Origin of the sequence: Vibrio sp. 10N.222.52.C12 (genome assembly GCF_041474215.1) — a bacterium.
Lineage (GTDB): Bacteria > Pseudomonadota > Gammaproteobacteria > Enterobacterales > Vibrionaceae > Vibrio > Vibrio crassostreae_C.
In genome coordinates this window covers 1-16565 of the sequence record NZ_JBFRTR010000098.1, presented here as the reverse complement: position 1 = coordinate 16565, position 16565 = coordinate 1, and the positions used below count along the sequence as shown (strand labels likewise).

Sequence of the window (16565 nt, the reverse complement as noted above, 5' to 3'; positions counted from 1 at the left end):
CGCCAATGAAAAGCTTTTTTGATGATCTGTTGGAATTTGGCGCGGGCGCATTGGATTCGGTCGGGGAAAACGCCGACTGGCTGTTTCCCACGAATGACCAATCCACGAACCCTGATAAGACGCAGCAACCCAATCATCCTCAAGTGGATAACAAGGGGAATACGGTGACCACGCCGCAAGCTCAACCTCAGAAAGACAACACGATGTTGTACGTCGGAGGTGGGGTTGGTGTGCTGCTGGTCTTGATATTGGGCGCGCTGGCGTTTCGACGATAAGGAGACGGTGATGCCGTTACTGTTTTGGGGATTGGGTGGATTTGGGGTCGGCAGCCTGTTTGGGCTGAGCGCCGGCAAAGGGCTCAATAAAGTGTTGCTTGTGGTGCTGTTGGTCGCGTCACTGATGTGGCTCAAAGGAGGGCGCTGATGCTCGGATCATTGACATCTTTAACCGGTGGCGGTGGCCTTCAAGGCGGCGCAGCAGGCCCCGCTACGTCCGGCACCTCCGGCAACACGACGAATAACAGTGGGTTTGAAGGCGGGCACATCAGCCTCGGTGAGCAACGCGGTATGCCGTGGTGGTTCATTGTGTTGATGGCGCTGTTTGCCTTGTATGCGTTATCTAAACGATAGCTTACAGCCAGCAAAGTGGGCGCACGTCCATCAACGGCTAAAACCAGCACTGAGAGACTATTACCAACACGCACAAACCCAAGTCACAAAAGGCTTAGAGGCAACGTATCAAATAAGTGACACTGTCATGTTGCTGCGTGGTGAAAGGCTGAAAAACCACACCAAAGAGCTGGTTGTGGTGGGGTTAGCGGGCGACATGGCTACCGGCACATTGGCCGCCGTCGAGCATGCCAAACAGCATGGCTTTGATTCGGTGCGAGCGCATTTTTATCGTGAGGGTGCCAAGCGATTCATTGCAAGACGATTGAAGTTACCGGTTCAGGAAATTGAACGCCACGGCGATGAACGGGTTTTACAAATAAGGTTAGCGGATATGGGTGGAAGAAGTTCTTCGAAAAGTCGTCAAAGCAACACCACGACGACCACAAACACCAGCAGCAGTGCGGCGGTCGGGGGCGACAATACCGGTGTGATGCTGTCGGGCGTCAGTGACTCGGACATCAATTTGACCATGACCGATCATGGCGCGATGGCCATTGCGGGACGTACCGCCGAAGAAGCGTTTGATTTTGGTACCCAAGCGTTAAGAGTCAATGAATCAGTGGTCGGGGATTCATTGAACATGGTCGATAACTCGTTGCGTGTGGTCGATAACACCGTCGACGAAGCCTTTGGCTTTGGGACGTCAGCCCTAGAAGAGCAATCCGAAGTCAGTCAATACGCCATTGATTCGATCAAATCGATGGCCGGTCAACAAACCGAAACCACCAAAGCGGCGATTGCCTTAGCCAACAACGCGAAAGCGCGAGAGCAAACGGGCACCAATGAATCCGACAACTCTACGTTGAAAAAACTCTCTCTCATCCTTGGGATCATCGGCACGATGGTCACCATTGGGGTGGTCATGACAAGGCGCGCATCATGAAACAGACCCACACACTCGAGCCCAATCACACGCTGACGTTTAACGCCGGTCAATCCGGTAAGTACCTTATCTTGCGTGATACCACGCACTCGTTACTGCTGCAGGGCGATACCATGCGTCCCGTTGAGATCTTCGGGGGTGACACCGTCGATGTGTCTGCCTTTGACAAGCTCGAGCTGAACAATCATCAGTCTGTCGATGTGACGTTTGAGTATCAAGTGTCGGATTTATTGATCATGACCAAGGCGCAGAAAATCAGCGTCAATAACGCGCTGTTGGTCAGTGAAATTGAAAAGCCGGTGCACGTGAGAAAAGTGCAAGATCCCGTACAGGTCAGTGAAGTACAAACGCCGGTGCGTGTGGCGCAGATTGAAACGCCAGTATCGGTTCAAAAAGTGCGTGAGCCCGTCAAGGTTAGTGACATTGTCACTCCGGTTAAAATATCAGAAATACAAACACCTACCACGATTAGTGAGGTTCAAACGCCGGTTAATGTCAATCGAGTGGCCGAGCCGGTGACGATCGACCAAATCACACGGCCGTTAACCATTGAGCGCATCCAACAACCGGTGAATGTCGAGGTTGGGAACGCGTCACTGGACGTGCAAGCGACCATCACCAACACCGAATTGAAAGTGACGTCGGATCCAGAGCGCGTGACGTTCGCCAGAATTGGCAATGGCACTTTGTTAATGACGGGAGGCTATCAACGCATTCGAGAGAAAAGCGCGAGAAAGGCACTCATCTTACAAGCTCTGGCCACCAATGAAGGCACGGTCATCGTGCAAGGTTTCTTGGAGTTACGTCCGGGCGGACATTTGACGCTCAACACCAATCAAGCCGTGAGCTTGCAAGGCACCGCGAGCGACCGCCTTAAAGTAGGAGAAGCGCTATGATGCTGTCGTTAACCAATCCTGAGATTGTCAGCGCTAATGATGGCGTTTTGAACGTGGAAGCGAAACACGACAATCAGATAAAATTCATGGTCCACTCAAATCGAGAGGCGACGTTTCCGCTTTCCAACCACCTTGAATTGCTCGATTTGAGTATTAACCGCCATAAACTTGAGCAAGCAACGCCACACAACCAGCGCCGAAACTCGTTTTCGCTTCCGGCAGAGGAAGGCGTCGTCCAAATCAAGTTTTTGACTGCCAACGATACCAACGTATCGGGGCGTTTGCTCTTTCTGTATTTTGCTGCGAATCAACGTTATGGCTATCCAATATCTCTTATCAAGCCAAAAGCCGCGACCAAGCTTGAGATCACCGTCTTCCACGTTGATGCTAGCGTTACGCTGCATTCGAGACTCCTTGTGAAATCGGAGGGCGAATGAGATGGCTAATGTTACTCGCCAGTGGCTTACTGGCCGGAGTGTACCTTATGAATAAGCGAACCATTGATGAAACGGTCAGCGACTTTGTGCTGTCTGCCCGTAGCGAAACCCGCATGTTGGGCGTGCATGGCGACTTGAAAAAGGTTGTACGTCGAGCACTCGAGCTGTCACCGTATGATTTTGGCATCACGGAAGGTCTACGCACCGCGAAACGCCAATATCAGCTCTATCAAGAAGGCTTGAGCCAGCTCGATGGGGCGAAACGTCTTAGCCGGCACCAATCAGGCCATGCGATCGATTTTGTGGCCTACGACGAGAACAACAAAGTCACGTGGGACTTTAAGTATTACGCCGCCATCAGCCGAGCGTTTAAACAAGCCGCTCGAGAGCTGAATGTCGCGATTGTCTGGGGCGGCGATTGGAAAAGCCTCAAAGACGGTCCGCACATTGAATTAAGTCGTCAGGTGTACACATGATTGGCGCATTACTCAATCTCGTGACCGGTGGCGTGGCGGCGTACAAGCAACACAACCAAAACCGAGCCGAAGCGCTTAAGCGCAAAGATGAACTCGAGAGTGAGAAGCATCAGGCGAGGGTGCGTCGACTGCAGAATGGTGAAGAGCAGGCCAGTAGTCTCGATGAAGTCAGCATTCGAGAGCGGGGACTCAAAGACGAGTTCATTCTCTTAGTGGTGTTTGTGCCGCTCATCCTCTCGTTTATTCCCAATTACGCCCCTTATGTTGAGCAAGGCTTTAACGCGCTGCAGCGTATCCCGAATCCGTATTGGTTTGTGGTGGGTGCAGTCATCGTCGACACGCTAGGCATGCGCGCGATGGTGCGTTATCTCCTCGAGTTTTACGTAACGAGATGGAAGGGTAAATGATGAAGCTTCTCAGCACATTATTGATTGCACTTCTGACGGGCGGAGTCTCAAGCCTCGGCACGATTACAGCTCTGAAAACGGACATCAATTGGATAAAGCGAGTGCAGCAAGACCAAGAGCACCGGATACGAAAACTGGAGATACCGAATGAAAGGACACAAGTGCAAAGGCCGCCGACCAAACGGCCAACTTAAGAAAGGTTACACGCTCAAAAACGGGCGCGTGGTGAGAGCGAACACTACACGAAAACGCTACAAGAAACGCTGATAATTCACACCAATCAAAAGAGCCACTTTGCTATAAAAGTGGCTCTTTTTACATCTCACCTATAAGGGGCTGCACCCTTAGCACCTAGTTTTACAGCTAATGATTTAAATTACTGTTATAAATGGGTTTAATGGTTATAATCCCTCCCCATAAATCAGAATAAACAGAAAGATTCAGTATTTAAATGCAGAGTTTTTCTGTCTAATAGCTGTTAGCTGTCCATAAGTAGGTAGGAGTTAATATTGAATAATAATAAGGAGTCTCATCCAATCCGTAATGGTGTCATTGCTTCAGTAGTAGGCGGAATTATTCTATCTTTTTGGTCTCCGTTTAGAGAACTCTTGGTCAAGGCTGCACTATGGTGCTGGGGACTGCTGACTTCGATTTGGGTGTGGTTTTCATCTACACACGAAGCCTACGGATGGGTGCTAGTACTATTAATTGTGTTGTCACTTCCAACGTTAATTAAGTTGGTCTCCTTAATGATAAGACAAAAAGAACCAGGAGTGGAAGAACTATATAAATCAGATTACCTATTTGGAGCTGATTGGAATTGGTACTACTTAAATGGTGAAATTAAAAGCCTGTGGTGTTTGTGTCCGTCCTGTAAGAATGAATTAGTATATTCTGAATTTGTACCTAACAGGTGGGACTATAGACATGACGGTTTGGAGCAAAAAACAGATTTTTTGTGTGAACGCTGTGATACGACAAGGTGTTCGTTGAAGGGAAATAAGAGATATGCTCTTGGCACTGTCGAAAGAGAAATTCGTAGAAAAATTAGAAGTAATGAGTGGCAAAACAGCTAACAAATAATTCAAGCTGATTCGCAACGCTCGGCGCTTTTGGTTTCAATTTGTTTGGTGATCATGGCGCAGTGTTTAGGTTATGTGGTAGCGTTGCTCACAACTTTATTGGGCGTTAGTTTTCAGGGGAAGTATGGAACCTTGGGTTAGATTTGAAAATGTTCGAGAAAAGCGTAAAGGTTATTACGTTTCTTACACTCCAAAATTTGTCAGTGACAAAATTAACGATAGTACAGCTGTCTTATCTGTCAGGTTACTTGATGAGTTTAGCCTAGAAGAATGTAAGGAAATATCAGAGAAAGAATTCGAATATTGGATTCAACGCTTCAATGTGCCATTGCAAGTAATTCCCGCATATGAAAACAACTCTTCCAAGAGAATATCAACTATCACGGGTGTTGGTTATATTTGTGGCATTTCTCCTGAAACATTTCGCTGGGGTGGTTTCCTTGAGGGTGAACTAGCAAAATCAATGCCAGATAATAATACGCTCAAATTAACCTACAAAGATCTTCCTAGCAAAAACTCCGAGGAAGCAGAGCAAGATCTGAAGCAACGTATTCTAGGTATATCTGCCATTAAATGGCTTACTCTATTTACAGCTGTAATAATTCCAGCTCTGATTGCATTTCTTGGTTGGTCTCATCCTCTTTTTTCGGCTCTTGCTCTAGTTGTAGCGTGGTATAAATGTGCTGATAAATGGTTATCTTTAACTGGTCGAAAAGTAAAAACAGAATCTGAGCTGGCCAAAGAGAAAGACAATAGGCTTAAGGAGCACCATCATTATCATTGTAAGATCAACCCAGACGGCTTTGCCCAGTTGAAACTAGAGAATTTCAAGGCTAGCAGAGAGCAAAGGTTAAAGGATAAACTCAATGAAATGAAGCGTGTGGAAATTAATAACTAACAAATATTTAAGAGTGATTCGCAACGCTTGTGTTTTCGCAACGCTTGTGTTTTCGCTTCGCTCAAAGTATTGGCAAGCGCTTCTCACACCTCAATGCTGCGTTAGCCCAAGAAATATCATCGCAATATGGAGAATAAGAATTGGATCCTTACTACGAATTAGCTTATGCATTGGAATCAAAATCGATATGTATGTTTGTAGGAACAGGGTTTTCTATGCATGTTACCGATTTGAAAGCGCCATCTTGGTTAAATCTATTAAAAAAATGTGCAAAGAAAATTGAAAATGGTGACGAGCTTATTGAACAATTATTCCCCGATAATAAGCCAGTAATGCCTCTAGAAGAATGTGCGAGCATAATACAGGCAAGAATGCAGTCTGAAGGTAAATGCCTACATAGTGAAATTGCCAAGATCATTCGCAAGTTAAAATTAGGAAATAGTGCGGATGATGTAAAAGAGTTTGTTCAAAGATTTCCTGATTTGAAGTTTATAACGACGAACTACGATGAGTTGATCGAGAAGGGACTTCTAGAGGATAAAGACTCAACGACATACGCTATCGGTTATCCCGTTAATAGGCAGCCAAAGGGTGTTCAGATATATCATGTACATGGTTCCGTTAAATATCCAAAGAAAATGGTGGTTACAGCTGATGACTACTTTAGATTTATCAATAGACCTGATTACTTTTCAAAGAAAATTCAGACTCTTATTGAGGAAAATACTACTGTTATTATTGGTTACTCTCTCGGTGATATCAATTTTAGAGCTATTTTGAACAACCAAAGATCGAATCGTCTTCACGATATAAATAGACAAAACCTATTCTTTTTATCTCGTAGTGAAGTGGATCAGAACGTTAAAGATTATTACGATAGAAGCTATGGTCTGCGTGTTATCGACAATACTGAAATCGATGATTTTATCTCCAAGATCCTAAACAAGCATGAAAATATTAAAGACCGTGTAGCAAAGTCTAAGAACCTACTGATGCCAGTTCTGGAAGGTACAAAGAAATTTACGGACACGTATTTAAAGAAGAGTGATTCATTCTTCGAGATTGTTGCGACATTATCCTCTAATGGAATTCTCATATCTCATCCTGATGTCATGAAATTCCTAAAGGACATTTTGATAAGAAAAGACAACTTTACTTCTGAGAATGGTGCTTGGGGGCAATATGTACATTTGGCCAACTGGCTTATTCATTTAGGTTCAATTATGGATATAAAGGAAACTCCTCTTGAGAAGGTGTACTTATCTGCCGTTAATACATCTTTTGGCAATATGTCCAAAAAGCTGATTCTGGGCCGTTCATGGCATGCATTTACAGCTTGGAAAAAAGGTTGGTACAGTCTTACATACGACAATAGACAATTAATAATTGAGTACTTCAACGATAATCACATCTCAGCTGACGGTGAGCAAGTGATCAACCAGTGATAGCTTCTAACAAGAGACTATGGCGTCAATAGCTAATTTTTGGCGCTATTGTTATCCCACATAACACCGTCTCTTAGCATCGAATTTAGTATTACAACCATATTGTCGCTCTCCACTGATGCCAAAATTTTTAATCTCGACTACTAAAGACTGAGTTCACATCCATACTTTTATGTAAAATTCGGATGATTAGAGTAGGTTGGTTATTCGTTTTCTGGTAGAAAATGACATGACTGGCCAGCGGGATTTTTCGGTAACCTGGCCTGATTTCATCACAGGTTTTTCCTAGCCCCGGATTCTCCGCTAAGCGCCCAAATGTGGCATCGAACTGTCTGAGATAGACATTTCGTTGCCTTCGACCCCAACGACGCTCAGTAAACAAGGCAATGTCTCTAAGATCGGCCTTTGCCTTGTTCGTGAGCTGAAAAGGCGTCATTTTCTCCCTTCACTGTCGAGTTCGTTAATGAAAGTATCGAGGTCGTAATCCGCGATCCCACTGTTTTCACCTTCCACGAGCAGCTGTCGTAACGTATTCATCTTCGTCTCTTGGGTTTCGAGTAAACGCAGCGCCGAGCGGATCACCTCGCTGGCCGAGCCATAACGACCGCTTTGGATCTGGCTCGCAATAAACCCCTCAAAGTGTTCACCCAAGGTGATGCTTGTATTTCTCGCCATGATGTTCTCTCCAAATACCAAATAATACCTAATTATGGTATCAGATAAACGTTGGCGCAAGCGTGACGTTTGTCTCCGTGCTTGCGCTAAATCAATGAAAGCAGGTAGGCGAGTCATGTCTTTTTACGACCACTTTGTATCAGCCTTAGTGAGCCAAGGGATTTGGTTTCCATGAATTGACCCATTTCTGCCCAATGGGCGATTTTTTGGGACGGCGTCATTCCCGAGCCTTTGGCGGCTTTTAGCGCTTGGTTGAACAGCGCTTGATCGATATAGACACTCACTTTCATCGCTAATCCTATTTATCTTGATTATTATTTGAATTTGGCTGGGATCCAGGGCTTAGGCGGCATACGACGACCGCCACGAAATGGCAAGGGATGCTCCTTGGCTGGATAGTATTTCGGGGACTCAATTTTGCCGTGTCGTTCAACCAGTTGACGGTGCTCGTCACGCCAGTACGCAAAACTGAGCAATTCCTTGGGATTGAATTCCCGATCTTCAGGGGTAATGAGGATCGCGCGATCAACGTTAATTCGAAATCCGTTCCAACGATGATCCAGGGGCAAGTAACCACGGGCGTGAATGTTCATCAATTTTTCGGCCAGTGGATTGACTGGTACCGCGCCAGACAGCCAGCGCTTGATCGTGATTGGTTGCACGTAAAAATACGCGGCGGCTTCATGAATGTCGTCGAAGTAGCGATTCAACAGATCGGCAAAGCGAGGCGTGAGCATGTGATCTCCTTCAAGTTATCAAACATCCGTCGAATTATTTTTTCGATGACAAAACACGATGTCCATCGGTGAATTCGATGAAACTTGTCGTCAAACCGGAAAAAAGAACAGTGACGAAAACTAGGTATAACGCAAAATGGAAGGACGAAAACTAATTAATGATCGTATTTATGTGGAAACATTTTGAATTTCAAGCGTCTATAACACGCGTGTACGCAAAATCTGCAAGGACTAAGGTGCTGAAACTTATCAGATTTCACGCACTCTCGGTGCGCATTATGTACGTTATGTTAAATGGTGTTTGGTATTTATAAGGCAGGTATCTTTGTGCGATGCCCTGCCTTTGTATTGTGCCGATATTCTCTAATTTATACTGTGTATTTAACCATACTGGCTATTTACCATAAAATACCTAATAACCAGTGATAATAATCTTCGATTTTAACCCTGGTATTAGTTAGAGATTAACCGCCAGCAAATTTAACTTTGTAGCCTTTCTTTTCAAGGTGCGCTTTGATCTTGTCGCGCGCGTCACCTTGAATTTCGATGTTGCCATCTTTTACTGAGCCACCGCAGCCGCAAACTTTCTTGAGTTCTGCTGCCATTAGTTTTAATGGTGCGTCATCTAGGTCTAAGCCAGTTACGACAGAAACGCCTTTGCCTTTACGGCCTTTGGTTTCTTTTTGGATTCGAACGATACCATCGCCTTTAGGACGTTGGACTTTCTCTTCTTCAGGCTTAATGCGACCTGTTTCTGTTGAATATACTAGGCTCATAATTTACTTCTTTTGTTGCTCTGCTTTTTGTTTTGCGAGTAAGTAAGCTTCTATATGGCGTTGGATTGCAACCTTGCCGCCTTTGATTAAGCGACCGTTAAACATGCAATACCACGCATTAGGCTCACCGGTGTCATTCTTGATTTGGTAGCCGTTGAAGTTTTCAGTCGAGCCACCAGTTCCTCTCGACTTATTTAATGACATGAATTCTTTTGGATCAATAATAGATGCGGTATCAATCCACCAATCAATACTCTTCTTCACGGCAGCCAGGTTGCCCTGAATAACGTTGTTTTTTAACTTAGCACGCCAAACTGTGTTGTTAGCATCTATCGATTGAAGATGGACGCTTCGGTAAATTGAATTAGCCATATCTATTAATCATCTTTCTGTTTTCACTGCATTAATCATAAGTATACTAATAATGATATCAAGCATAATATGGTAAAAACACCTGTCGAGGTATGGTAATTTGAGAAAAAAAGTCCCTATTTTAACTGACTCTGTGATAATTAATTCATTTGTTGAAAAATTAAACAGCAACGCGACAATAGAAATTATAGATGAGTTGACAGGATTTCAATACTCTCGCAATTCACTGTTGGGCATTTACAGTGATTGGAATCGCTATCATGCGTTCTGTACCAAACATCGTATTAACACACTTCCCGCATCTATAACCGCTGTTCGTCGTTTTCTTGAAACGGAGTCTAACGATAGAAAATACGCATCGCTAAAACGTTACACTGCAACGCTTAGCATGTTACATACTGTGTTGAGCTTTGCTAACCCGATCAAGCACAGGCAAGTTCGCTTTACCCTACTCCACTTACAATCTCAAATGGCCGGTGACGCTAAACAAACCAATGCTATGACATCTGTGCATCTCACTGATTTGAATACGTTACTCTCCCATGAGAAAGCAAACCTGAAAGAGATCAGAGACATTGCTATTTATAACGTGATGTTCGAGTGTGCTTTAAAGCGCTCAGAGCTTAAGTTGTTATCGATGAGTGATGTTAAGTACGTTGAAGATCATTACCAAGTAACAGTCAAAGATTCGGCTTATCAGTTGTCACAAATAGCCAGTGTTGCACTTCAACGTTGGCTTTCGTTTACTGGTATACAAGATGACTTGCCAGTATTTCGTGCGATAGACAAGCATGAGAATATTGGTTTGCAGCCTTTAGATGATTCGTCCATCTATAGGATATTGAGAAGAGCTAGCGACTTACTTCAACTGCCAGAAAATCACCATTTCTCTGGAAATTCGATTCGTGTTGGTGCTGCACAAGAGTTGTCGAAACAAGGTCTTAAGGTGAGAGAGATTCAGGACTTTGGTCGTTGGCTTAGCCCGGCAATGCCAGCTCAATATGTCGGTTTCACGGGAACGGCTGATAGTGAGAAGATGAAGTTTAAGGCGTTAATACCTTGGCAATGACGGGTCGCAGATTACTTGGATATTACTATTTTGATATAAGTTATGGTTAAAACGATATTTGTAAAAACGGTTAGCGTTAAAAACAAAAAGCACCTTGGCGAAAGCTCAAGGCACTTGTTGGTTCAGCTCTAAGTGAACGAAAACGAGTTAGAAACCTAAGAAAGGCTTGTTCTCACGCAGTTTTCTAAGAACTGGCTGAATTTGTGGCCGTCATGTTCAACCATTTTAGGGAACATGGAGATTGGCGTCATACCTGGGAAGGTGTTGACTTCGTTCAGGTAGATTTCGTTGTCTTGCGTTAAAAAGAAGTCGATACGAGACAAGTGACGAAGCTTCATCTGGGTGAAGACTTTTCGTGCGCTGTCTGCAATCAATTCACGCTGTTCGTCAGTTAAATTACTTGCTTCAACTTCAGTGATCGAGTGGCTGTCTGCACTGTACTTCTCTTCGTAAGAGTAAAATGCGCCATTCGGTGCAATCACCTCACCCGGCTTGCTGATGTGTAGCTCGCCATCGATTTCATAAGCAGCAATTTCTAGCTCTCTAGGCACCACTGATTTCTCAACCAATACTTGGTCCGAGAAAGTGAACGCCTTGTTGATAGCCTCGCTTAAATCTTCTACTTGGTTAACTTGGTAACAACCTACAGAAGAACCTTGACGAGCCGCTTTCACAAACACTTTACCCCACTTTTCAAATGCTTGAGTTGCTTGTGAGTGAGCTTGATCATTGTTGTCTGATAAGAACAGGTACGGCGTGTTTGGAATACCAAGTGCGTCGTACCAAAGCTTTGACGTGATTTTGTTAAAGCTGTTGTTGCTTGCTTCTGGACCACAACCTAGGTATGGAATTTTAGCCATTTCAAACAGTGATTGAATGTCACCTGTTTCACCTGGGAAACCGTGTATGCAAGGCACAATGAAATCGACTTTAGATGCTAAATTGTCACCGCGTAAGGTTTGGTCGTTAATATCAAGATAAACCAATTCACCTGAATCAAGACACCAGCCTTCGTTCTTAATTTCAACTCTTACAACGTTAAAATCTGCAACGCTATTAAGTTGTTCAAAAAGGTAATTGGCTGAAACTAAAGATACTTCATGCTCTGAAGATCCACCGCCGCAAAGTAGAAGGATGTTTGTGGTGTTCATGGGTAAATTCGGTCCTTGAAACTAGGAGTACTGACTTCAATGATAAACAAAAGTCGAGATAGGTACAGTGTTTTGATTGTTAAAATTGCGTTCGAAAGATCGAGCGATTAACTATTAAACAAAACAGCGAGTCTTAAAACAAAAGAAGGAGCATTTGCCCCTTCTTTATGAATCAAAACTTAGTTCAACTTGTTAAGCGTTGGGTATTCAGAGTTCTTGATGTCATCAATGCTCTTAACGAACGGCTTCAAGTTTTGGAAAGTGTTCGGTAGTGTTGAGATTGCCTTTTTAGCTTCTAAGCGTGTTGCGTAGTCACCATAAAGTACCGTGAACCACTTAGTGCCGTTAACCATTTTGTAGTTTTCCCAAACTGGTTTAGAAGTCGTAGGTAGCATTTTCACGAAAGAATCGACTTTACTTTGGCTGCCAACAGCAACAACTTGAACTGTGTAACCAAAACGTTGGTTCATGTCTTGTTGTTTCTTGGTTGGGCCTGTCACTACTGCAACTGGCTTAGCTTGAGTCGTTTGAGCGACTTTCTGTTCAACAGGTTCGGTTCTGATAACGTTGACAACATTTTCTTCAACAACGCTTGTTTGCTCAGATTGAGATACAACTGGAGCTTCAACTTTTGCCGTTTTGTACTCTTCTTGATAACTATCTGAAGTGACATTGGTAACGTAGTCGTCAGATACACACGCAGCCAAGAGCAGTGGCAAAGTCACAATTGCAAATTTTTTCATGGAAAGCTCTATATCCTTAATAATAATTACTATAAATCATGCCGATACGTCGGTTTAGAATCAAGTTAACTTTGGGATTATACACCATTAGTGGGTGACCTATTTCACAAACTTTATGCAGTGTTTGCTTATTCATCTGAATTCGGTGAATTTGCCATCAACCTGTGAGTGCAAAGTAAGTTACGATGAAGTTACGTGCATTGCTAGGATATGTCTATGAATCATCTTGATCCCCTACTTAAACCCCGTTCAATCGCTGTTGTTGGTGCTTCTCAACGAGAAACACGCGCAGGATATATTGTTATGAACAATTTGTTGCATGGGGATTTTAAAGGTGCGGTGATGCCGGTTACGCCGAAATATGATTCAGTGGCCGGTGTGCTTTCTTACAAGAACATTTTGTCGTTACCGATTGTTCCTGACCTCGCAATCTTGTGTACCAATGCGACCCGTAATGTCGCTATTTTTGAAGAACTGGCTGAGAAAGGTATAGCCTCTGTCATTGTGCTTTCTTCAGACATGCAGCAAGAAAGCGATAATGGTGAGACGTATGATGAACGATGCCTAGCGATTGCCAAAAAGCACAACATTCGAGTGTTGGGTTCCAATAGTTTGGGGGTGATTGTTCCTTGGTTAAATTTGAACGCCTCATTCTCTCCAGTGACAGCATTACCCGGTAAGATCGCCTTTGTTTCTCAGTCGGCAGCTGTGTGTACCACTATTCTCGATTGGGCTAATGACAAAGAGATCGGTTTTTCGGCGTTTATCTCTATAGGCAATGGTAGCGATATCGAATTCTCGGAGTTATTGGATTATCTCAGTACCGACTCTCACACCGAAGCGATATTGCTTTATGTAGACAGCATTACTGATGCGAGGCGCTTTATTTCTGCAGCGCGTGCGGCTTCGCGTAACCGACGAATTTTGGTGTTGAAAGGCGGTCGAACGGCGAAAGGCAGAGCCGCAGCAATGGCTCACACTGGCGGTGCCGACACATTAGATATTATTTATGATTCCGCAATCCGACGCAGCGGCATGCTACGAGTTAAGAACTTACATGAACTGTTTGCTGCGGTAGAAACACTGACTCATTCAGTACCATTGCGAGGCGAGCGCTTGGCTATTGTTACTAATGGTGGCGGCCCTGCGATTATGGCTGTGGACACCCTATTTGACCGCGGTGGTAAGCTCGCAGAGTTTTCAGAAGAGACACTTGATAAGTTGAACAAGGTTTTGCCATCGAGTTGGTCTCATAGCAATCCTATCGATATTGTCGGCGACGCTGGTGATCAACGTTATATCGACACTATAAACATCTTACTCGATGGCGATGAAGCAGACGCGATTCTTATCATGCACAGCCCTTCAGCGGTCGCACATTCCGCTAAAACGGCAGAACGAATTATTGAAGCGATTAAGAAGCACCCTCGCCACAAGCGCTTTAACATCCTGACGAATTGGTCTGGTGAGCTAACAGCAAGGCCCGCACGAAAGCTGTTTACCGAAGCGGGTTTCCCAACTTATCGGACCCCTGAAAGCTCTGTGGTCGCATTCATGCACTTAGTCGAGTACAGACGTAACCAACGTCAGTTAATGGAAACGCCGACCACTGCAGAAAAAGTACACATTGAAGATCTAGCAGATGCGAAAGGTTGGATAGAAAGAAAACTACTGGATAAAGATACAGTTAGCCTTGATACTCACCAAAACAGTCAGTTTTTCAAGAGCTTCAACCTCGATGTGTTACCAACTTGGATCGCTTCTGACCCAAGTGAAGCGGTACACATCGCTGAAACGATCGGTTATCCCGTCGCAGTAAAATTACGTTCGCCGGATATTGCACATAAGTCAGACGTACAAGGCGTGATGCTCAATTTGCGAAACAGCAGTGAAGTTGCCAATGCGGCTCAGGCAATTCTCGATCGTTCTCAATTATCCTTCCCTACAGCAAACATCCACGGCTTGTTAATTCAAGGTATGGCTAAGCTCGCGGGCGGCCAAGAGTTGCGTATTAAGGTTACAACAGACGAAACCTTCGGCCCAATCATATTACTTGGACAAGGTGGTTCGGAGTGGGATGAGTCGATTGATGCCGCAGCTGCTTTTCCACCGCTCAACATGACACTGGCGCGTTACTTGATTATTCGAGCGATAAAAAGCGGCAAGATTCGTCTACAAAAACTCCCTAACCCCATCGATATAGAAGGTTTGTCTGAGTTATTGGTACGTATATCGCAAATGGTAGTGGATTGCCCTGAAATACATGATTTGGATATCCATCCAGTACTGGCCAATGGTGACAAGTTCACGATATTAGATGCCGATATCATCTTGAAAGCGTACGAAGGCGATCCACAGGAACGTCTTGCGATTCGCCCTTATCCGGTCGAGCTTGAAGAACGTATCCAGCTAAAAGATGGAACCGAAGTGTTGTTACGCCCTATTCTTCCCGAAGATGAACCGCTTCATGCTGACTTCATTAACCGTGTGTCTAAGGAAGATCTCTATAAGCGTTTCTTTAGTGATGTCGGTGAATTCAATCATGAGGCGTTGGCGAATTTCACTCAGATTGATTTCGATAGAGAAATCGCCTTTGTGGTCGTTCGCGAGGAACAAGGCGTTCCAGCGATCATCGGCGTGTCCCGTGCGCTGATTAACCCTGAGAACACAGACGCCGAATTCGCAATATTGATTCGTTCTGACCTTAAAGGTGTTGGTCTAGGTCGCATTCTTATGACCAAGGTTATCGATTACTGCCGTGCGAAGCAGACCAAGCAGATGTCGGGTATGACGATGCCAACCAATAGAGGGATGCTGACACTAGCTCAAAAGCTCGGTTTTAAGCTAGATATCAGTTTTGAAGATGGTACTGCAGATATGGTGTTACCGTTACTTTAACGCCCATGTCTTTTTAAGATGTTGGATACACCAAGACTTGGCGTCGCCCATTTTGTTGCGTCGCCAAGCCATAACAATATCGATCGGTTGTGGTTCTGTACCGGAGATCTGCTGTAGTACGCCAGATTCAATCAAAGGTTTAGCGACACTATTCGGTAAGGTGCCAATCCCTAGTCCTGATGTCAAAGCCTCTACTTTCGCAGGAAAGCTCGTCACGGTTAAACGTGGCTGTTTCTCTAGAATATTGATGCTTAGTGCTGGCTGATCGCGTGCGGTGTCTGCAATGGCAATAACCCTGTAACTTTCTCTCGCCTTCTGATCGAATTCACCAGAACGCTTGTGAACATAGTGGCTTGATGCCGCGACCCACACCATCTCCATTTTACCAATTACGTCACTTTTCATATCGTTTGGAATTGTCTCGAGCTTAGGGCATATCAATAAGTCAGCACGACCATCTGTGAGAGATTCCCAACAACCCGCTAAGATTTCCTCTTGCAAACGAACGCGTGTTTTACTGATTTTTCCTAGTTCATCTACCAGTGGGAAAAAGTTAGCAATCGGGATAATGCCATCAAAGGCGATAGTTAGATCTAGCTCCCAACCATTAGCAAGAATACTCGCATCGTTAACGAGTTGTTCAGTCGCACCAAGAATTATCCTGCCTTGTTCTAGTATTAACTGCCCCGCTTCCGTGAAATTTGCACGATGCCCAGACCGATCAAAAATCATGATGTCTAGATCTTGCTCCAACTTCTGAATTTGGTAACTCAATGATGATGGCGCTCGGTCCATTTCATTCGCTGCTGCGGCGAAACTTCCACGACGATCGATAGCATCTAGTATGTGTAATGCTTCAAGTGTTATTGGGCTATGCATAGCTTTCCTACTATAAATTGAGATTTACATCAAAAAAACAGAAGTATTCACAAAATGAATGGAACTGAAT

Annotated in this window: 23 protein-coding genes and 1 pseudogene; 14 read left to right on the top strand and 10 right to left on the bottom strand. The window is 44.5% G+C overall.

Features of this window, described 5'->3' with window-relative positions:
* Positions 1 to 5 precede the first annotated feature (5 nt).
* The 12 genes from AB4623_RS17590 (at position 6) to AB4623_RS17535 (ending at position 7195) form a co-directional block, all read left to right on the top strand.
* Entirely contained in the window at positions 6 to 275 is a 270-nt protein-coding gene (locus AB4623_RS17590; protein WP_016787084.1) for a hypothetical protein, read from the top strand.
* Between the two features lie 10 nt (positions 276 to 285).
* A complete protein-coding gene (locus tag AB4623_RS17585) occupies positions 286 to 423 on the top strand; it encodes a hypothetical protein (RefSeq protein ID WP_016800772.1) in 138 nt (45 codons plus the stop codon).
* Complete coding sequence (locus tag AB4623_RS17580; protein ID WP_016787082.1) at positions 423 to 629, top strand: hypothetical protein; 207 nt, start codon at positions 423 to 425, stop codon at positions 627 to 629. The genes AB4623_RS17585 and AB4623_RS17580 overlap by 1 nt, the downstream gene beginning before the upstream one ends.
* Complete coding sequence (locus AB4623_RS17575) at positions 610 to 1554, top strand: hypothetical protein (protein WP_372147054.1); 945 nt, start codon at positions 610 to 612, stop codon at positions 1552 to 1554. The genes AB4623_RS17580 and AB4623_RS17575 overlap by 20 nt, the downstream gene beginning before the upstream one ends.
* Positions 1551 to 2450 carry a hypothetical protein gene (locus AB4623_RS17570; protein ID WP_372058676.1) on the top strand — a complete coding sequence of 300 codons (900 nt, stop codon included), beginning with the start codon at positions 1551 to 1553 and terminating at the stop codon, positions 2448 to 2450. The genes AB4623_RS17575 and AB4623_RS17570 overlap by 4 nt, the downstream gene beginning before the upstream one ends.
* Complete coding sequence (locus tag AB4623_RS17565) at positions 2447 to 2887, top strand: hypothetical protein (RefSeq protein WP_372147052.1); 441 nt, start codon at positions 2447 to 2449, stop codon at positions 2885 to 2887. The genes AB4623_RS17570 and AB4623_RS17565 overlap by 4 nt, the downstream gene beginning before the upstream one ends.
* A complete protein-coding gene (locus tag AB4623_RS17560; protein ID WP_372147051.1) occupies positions 2884 to 3363 on the top strand; it encodes a M15 family metallopeptidase in 480 nt (159 codons plus the stop codon). The genes AB4623_RS17565 and AB4623_RS17560 overlap by 4 nt, the downstream gene beginning before the upstream one ends.
* Positions 3360 to 3770, top strand: coding sequence for a hypothetical protein (locus AB4623_RS17555; protein WP_372147049.1), 411 nt, complete (start codon positions 3360 to 3362; stop codon positions 3768 to 3770). Before AB4623_RS17560 ends, AB4623_RS17555 begins: the two co-directional genes overlap by 4 nt.
* Entirely contained in the window at positions 3767 to 3964 is a 198-nt protein-coding gene (locus AB4623_RS17550) for a hypothetical protein (RefSeq protein ID WP_372147048.1), read from the top strand. Before AB4623_RS17555 ends, AB4623_RS17550 begins: the two co-directional genes overlap by 4 nt.
* Before the next feature lie 315 nt (positions 3965 to 4279).
* Positions 4280 to 4846, top strand: a complete 567-nt coding sequence (locus AB4623_RS17545) for a hypothetical protein (RefSeq protein ID WP_372147047.1) — start codon at positions 4280 to 4282, stop codon at positions 4844 to 4846.
* 130 nt (positions 4847 to 4976) lie between these two features.
* Complete coding sequence (locus AB4623_RS17540) at positions 4977 to 5750, top strand: hypothetical protein (protein WP_372147045.1); 774 nt, start codon at positions 4977 to 4979, stop codon at positions 5748 to 5750.
* Positions 5751 to 5890: 140 nt separating this feature from the next.
* On the top strand, positions 5891 to 7195 hold the full coding sequence (locus AB4623_RS17535) for an SIR2 family protein (RefSeq protein ID WP_372147044.1): 1305 nt from the start codon (positions 5891 to 5893) through the stop codon (positions 7193 to 7195).
* Positions 7196 to 7227: 32 nt separating this feature from the next.
* Here the strand turns inward: AB4623_RS17535 and AB4623_RS17530 are convergent.
* The 7 genes and pseudogenes from AB4623_RS17530 to AB4623_RS17500 form a co-directional block, all read right to left on the bottom strand.
* Positions 7228 to 7332, bottom strand: a pseudogene (locus tag AB4623_RS17530) (IS110 family transposase); the annotation flags it as partial.
* Positions 7326 to 7631 carry a type II toxin-antitoxin system RelE/ParE family toxin gene (locus AB4623_RS17525; RefSeq protein WP_372147042.1) on the bottom strand — a complete coding sequence of 102 codons (306 nt, stop codon included), beginning with the start codon at positions 7629 to 7631 and terminating at the stop codon, positions 7326 to 7328. The pseudogene AB4623_RS17530 and the gene AB4623_RS17525, both read right to left, overlap by 7 nt.
* Positions 7628 to 7870 carry a type II toxin-antitoxin system ParD family antitoxin gene (locus AB4623_RS17520; protein WP_372147079.1) on the bottom strand — a complete coding sequence of 81 codons (243 nt, stop codon included), beginning with the start codon at positions 7868 to 7870 and terminating at the stop codon, positions 7628 to 7630. Before AB4623_RS17520 ends, AB4623_RS17525 begins: the two co-directional genes overlap by 4 nt.
* A gap of 113 nt (positions 7871 to 7983) precedes the next feature.
* Entirely contained in the window at positions 7984 to 8160 is a 177-nt protein-coding gene (locus AB4623_RS17515) for a hypothetical protein (RefSeq protein WP_167855760.1), read from the bottom strand.
* 24 nt (positions 8161 to 8184) lie between these two features.
* Positions 8185 to 8607: a phage protein gene (locus AB4623_RS17510; protein ID WP_017073518.1), complete on the bottom strand. Its 423-nt coding sequence runs from the start codon at positions 8605 to 8607 to the stop codon at positions 8185 to 8187.
* Between the two features lie 464 nt (positions 8608 to 9071).
* Entirely contained in the window at positions 9072 to 9383 is a 312-nt protein-coding gene (gene yciH / locus AB4623_RS17505; RefSeq protein ID WP_008221404.1) for a stress response translation initiation inhibitor YciH, read from the bottom strand.
* 3 nt (positions 9384 to 9386) lie between these two features.
* Positions 9387 to 9755 carry a DUF3319 domain-containing protein gene (locus tag AB4623_RS17500; protein WP_017060095.1) on the bottom strand — a complete coding sequence of 123 codons (369 nt, stop codon included), beginning with the start codon at positions 9753 to 9755 and terminating at the stop codon, positions 9387 to 9389.
* A gap of 100 nt (positions 9756 to 9855) precedes the next feature.
* On the opposite strand from AB4623_RS17500, the gene AB4623_RS17495 reads away from it, so the two are divergent.
* Entirely contained in the window at positions 9856 to 10824 is a 969-nt protein-coding gene (locus AB4623_RS17495) for a tyrosine-type recombinase/integrase (RefSeq protein WP_102427925.1), read from the top strand.
* Between the two features lie 155 nt (positions 10825 to 10979).
* On the opposite strand, the gene AB4623_RS17490 is transcribed toward AB4623_RS17495, so the two are convergent.
* Complete coding sequence (locus AB4623_RS17490; protein ID WP_017064584.1) at positions 10980 to 11975, bottom strand: D-alanine--D-alanine ligase; 996 nt, start codon at positions 11973 to 11975, stop codon at positions 10980 to 10982.
* A gap of 179 nt (positions 11976 to 12154) precedes the next feature.
* Complete coding sequence (locus AB4623_RS17485) at positions 12155 to 12718, bottom strand: SPOR domain-containing protein (protein ID WP_372147040.1); 564 nt, start codon at positions 12716 to 12718, stop codon at positions 12155 to 12157.
* Positions 12719 to 12934: 216 nt separating this feature from the next.
* Between AB4623_RS17485 and AB4623_RS17480 the strand changes: the two genes are divergently transcribed.
* Positions 12935 to 15616 carry a bifunctional acetate--CoA ligase family protein/GNAT family N-acetyltransferase gene (locus tag AB4623_RS17480; RefSeq protein ID WP_017069918.1) on the top strand — a complete coding sequence of 894 codons (2682 nt, stop codon included), beginning with the start codon at positions 12935 to 12937 and terminating at the stop codon, positions 15614 to 15616.
* Here the strand turns inward: AB4623_RS17480 and AB4623_RS17475 are convergent.
* A complete protein-coding gene (locus AB4623_RS17475) occupies positions 15608 to 16495 on the bottom strand; it encodes a LysR family transcriptional regulator (protein WP_102427927.1) in 888 nt (295 codons plus the stop codon). The genes AB4623_RS17480 and AB4623_RS17475 overlap by 9 nt on opposite strands.
* Positions 16496 to 16565 lie beyond the last annotated feature (70 nt).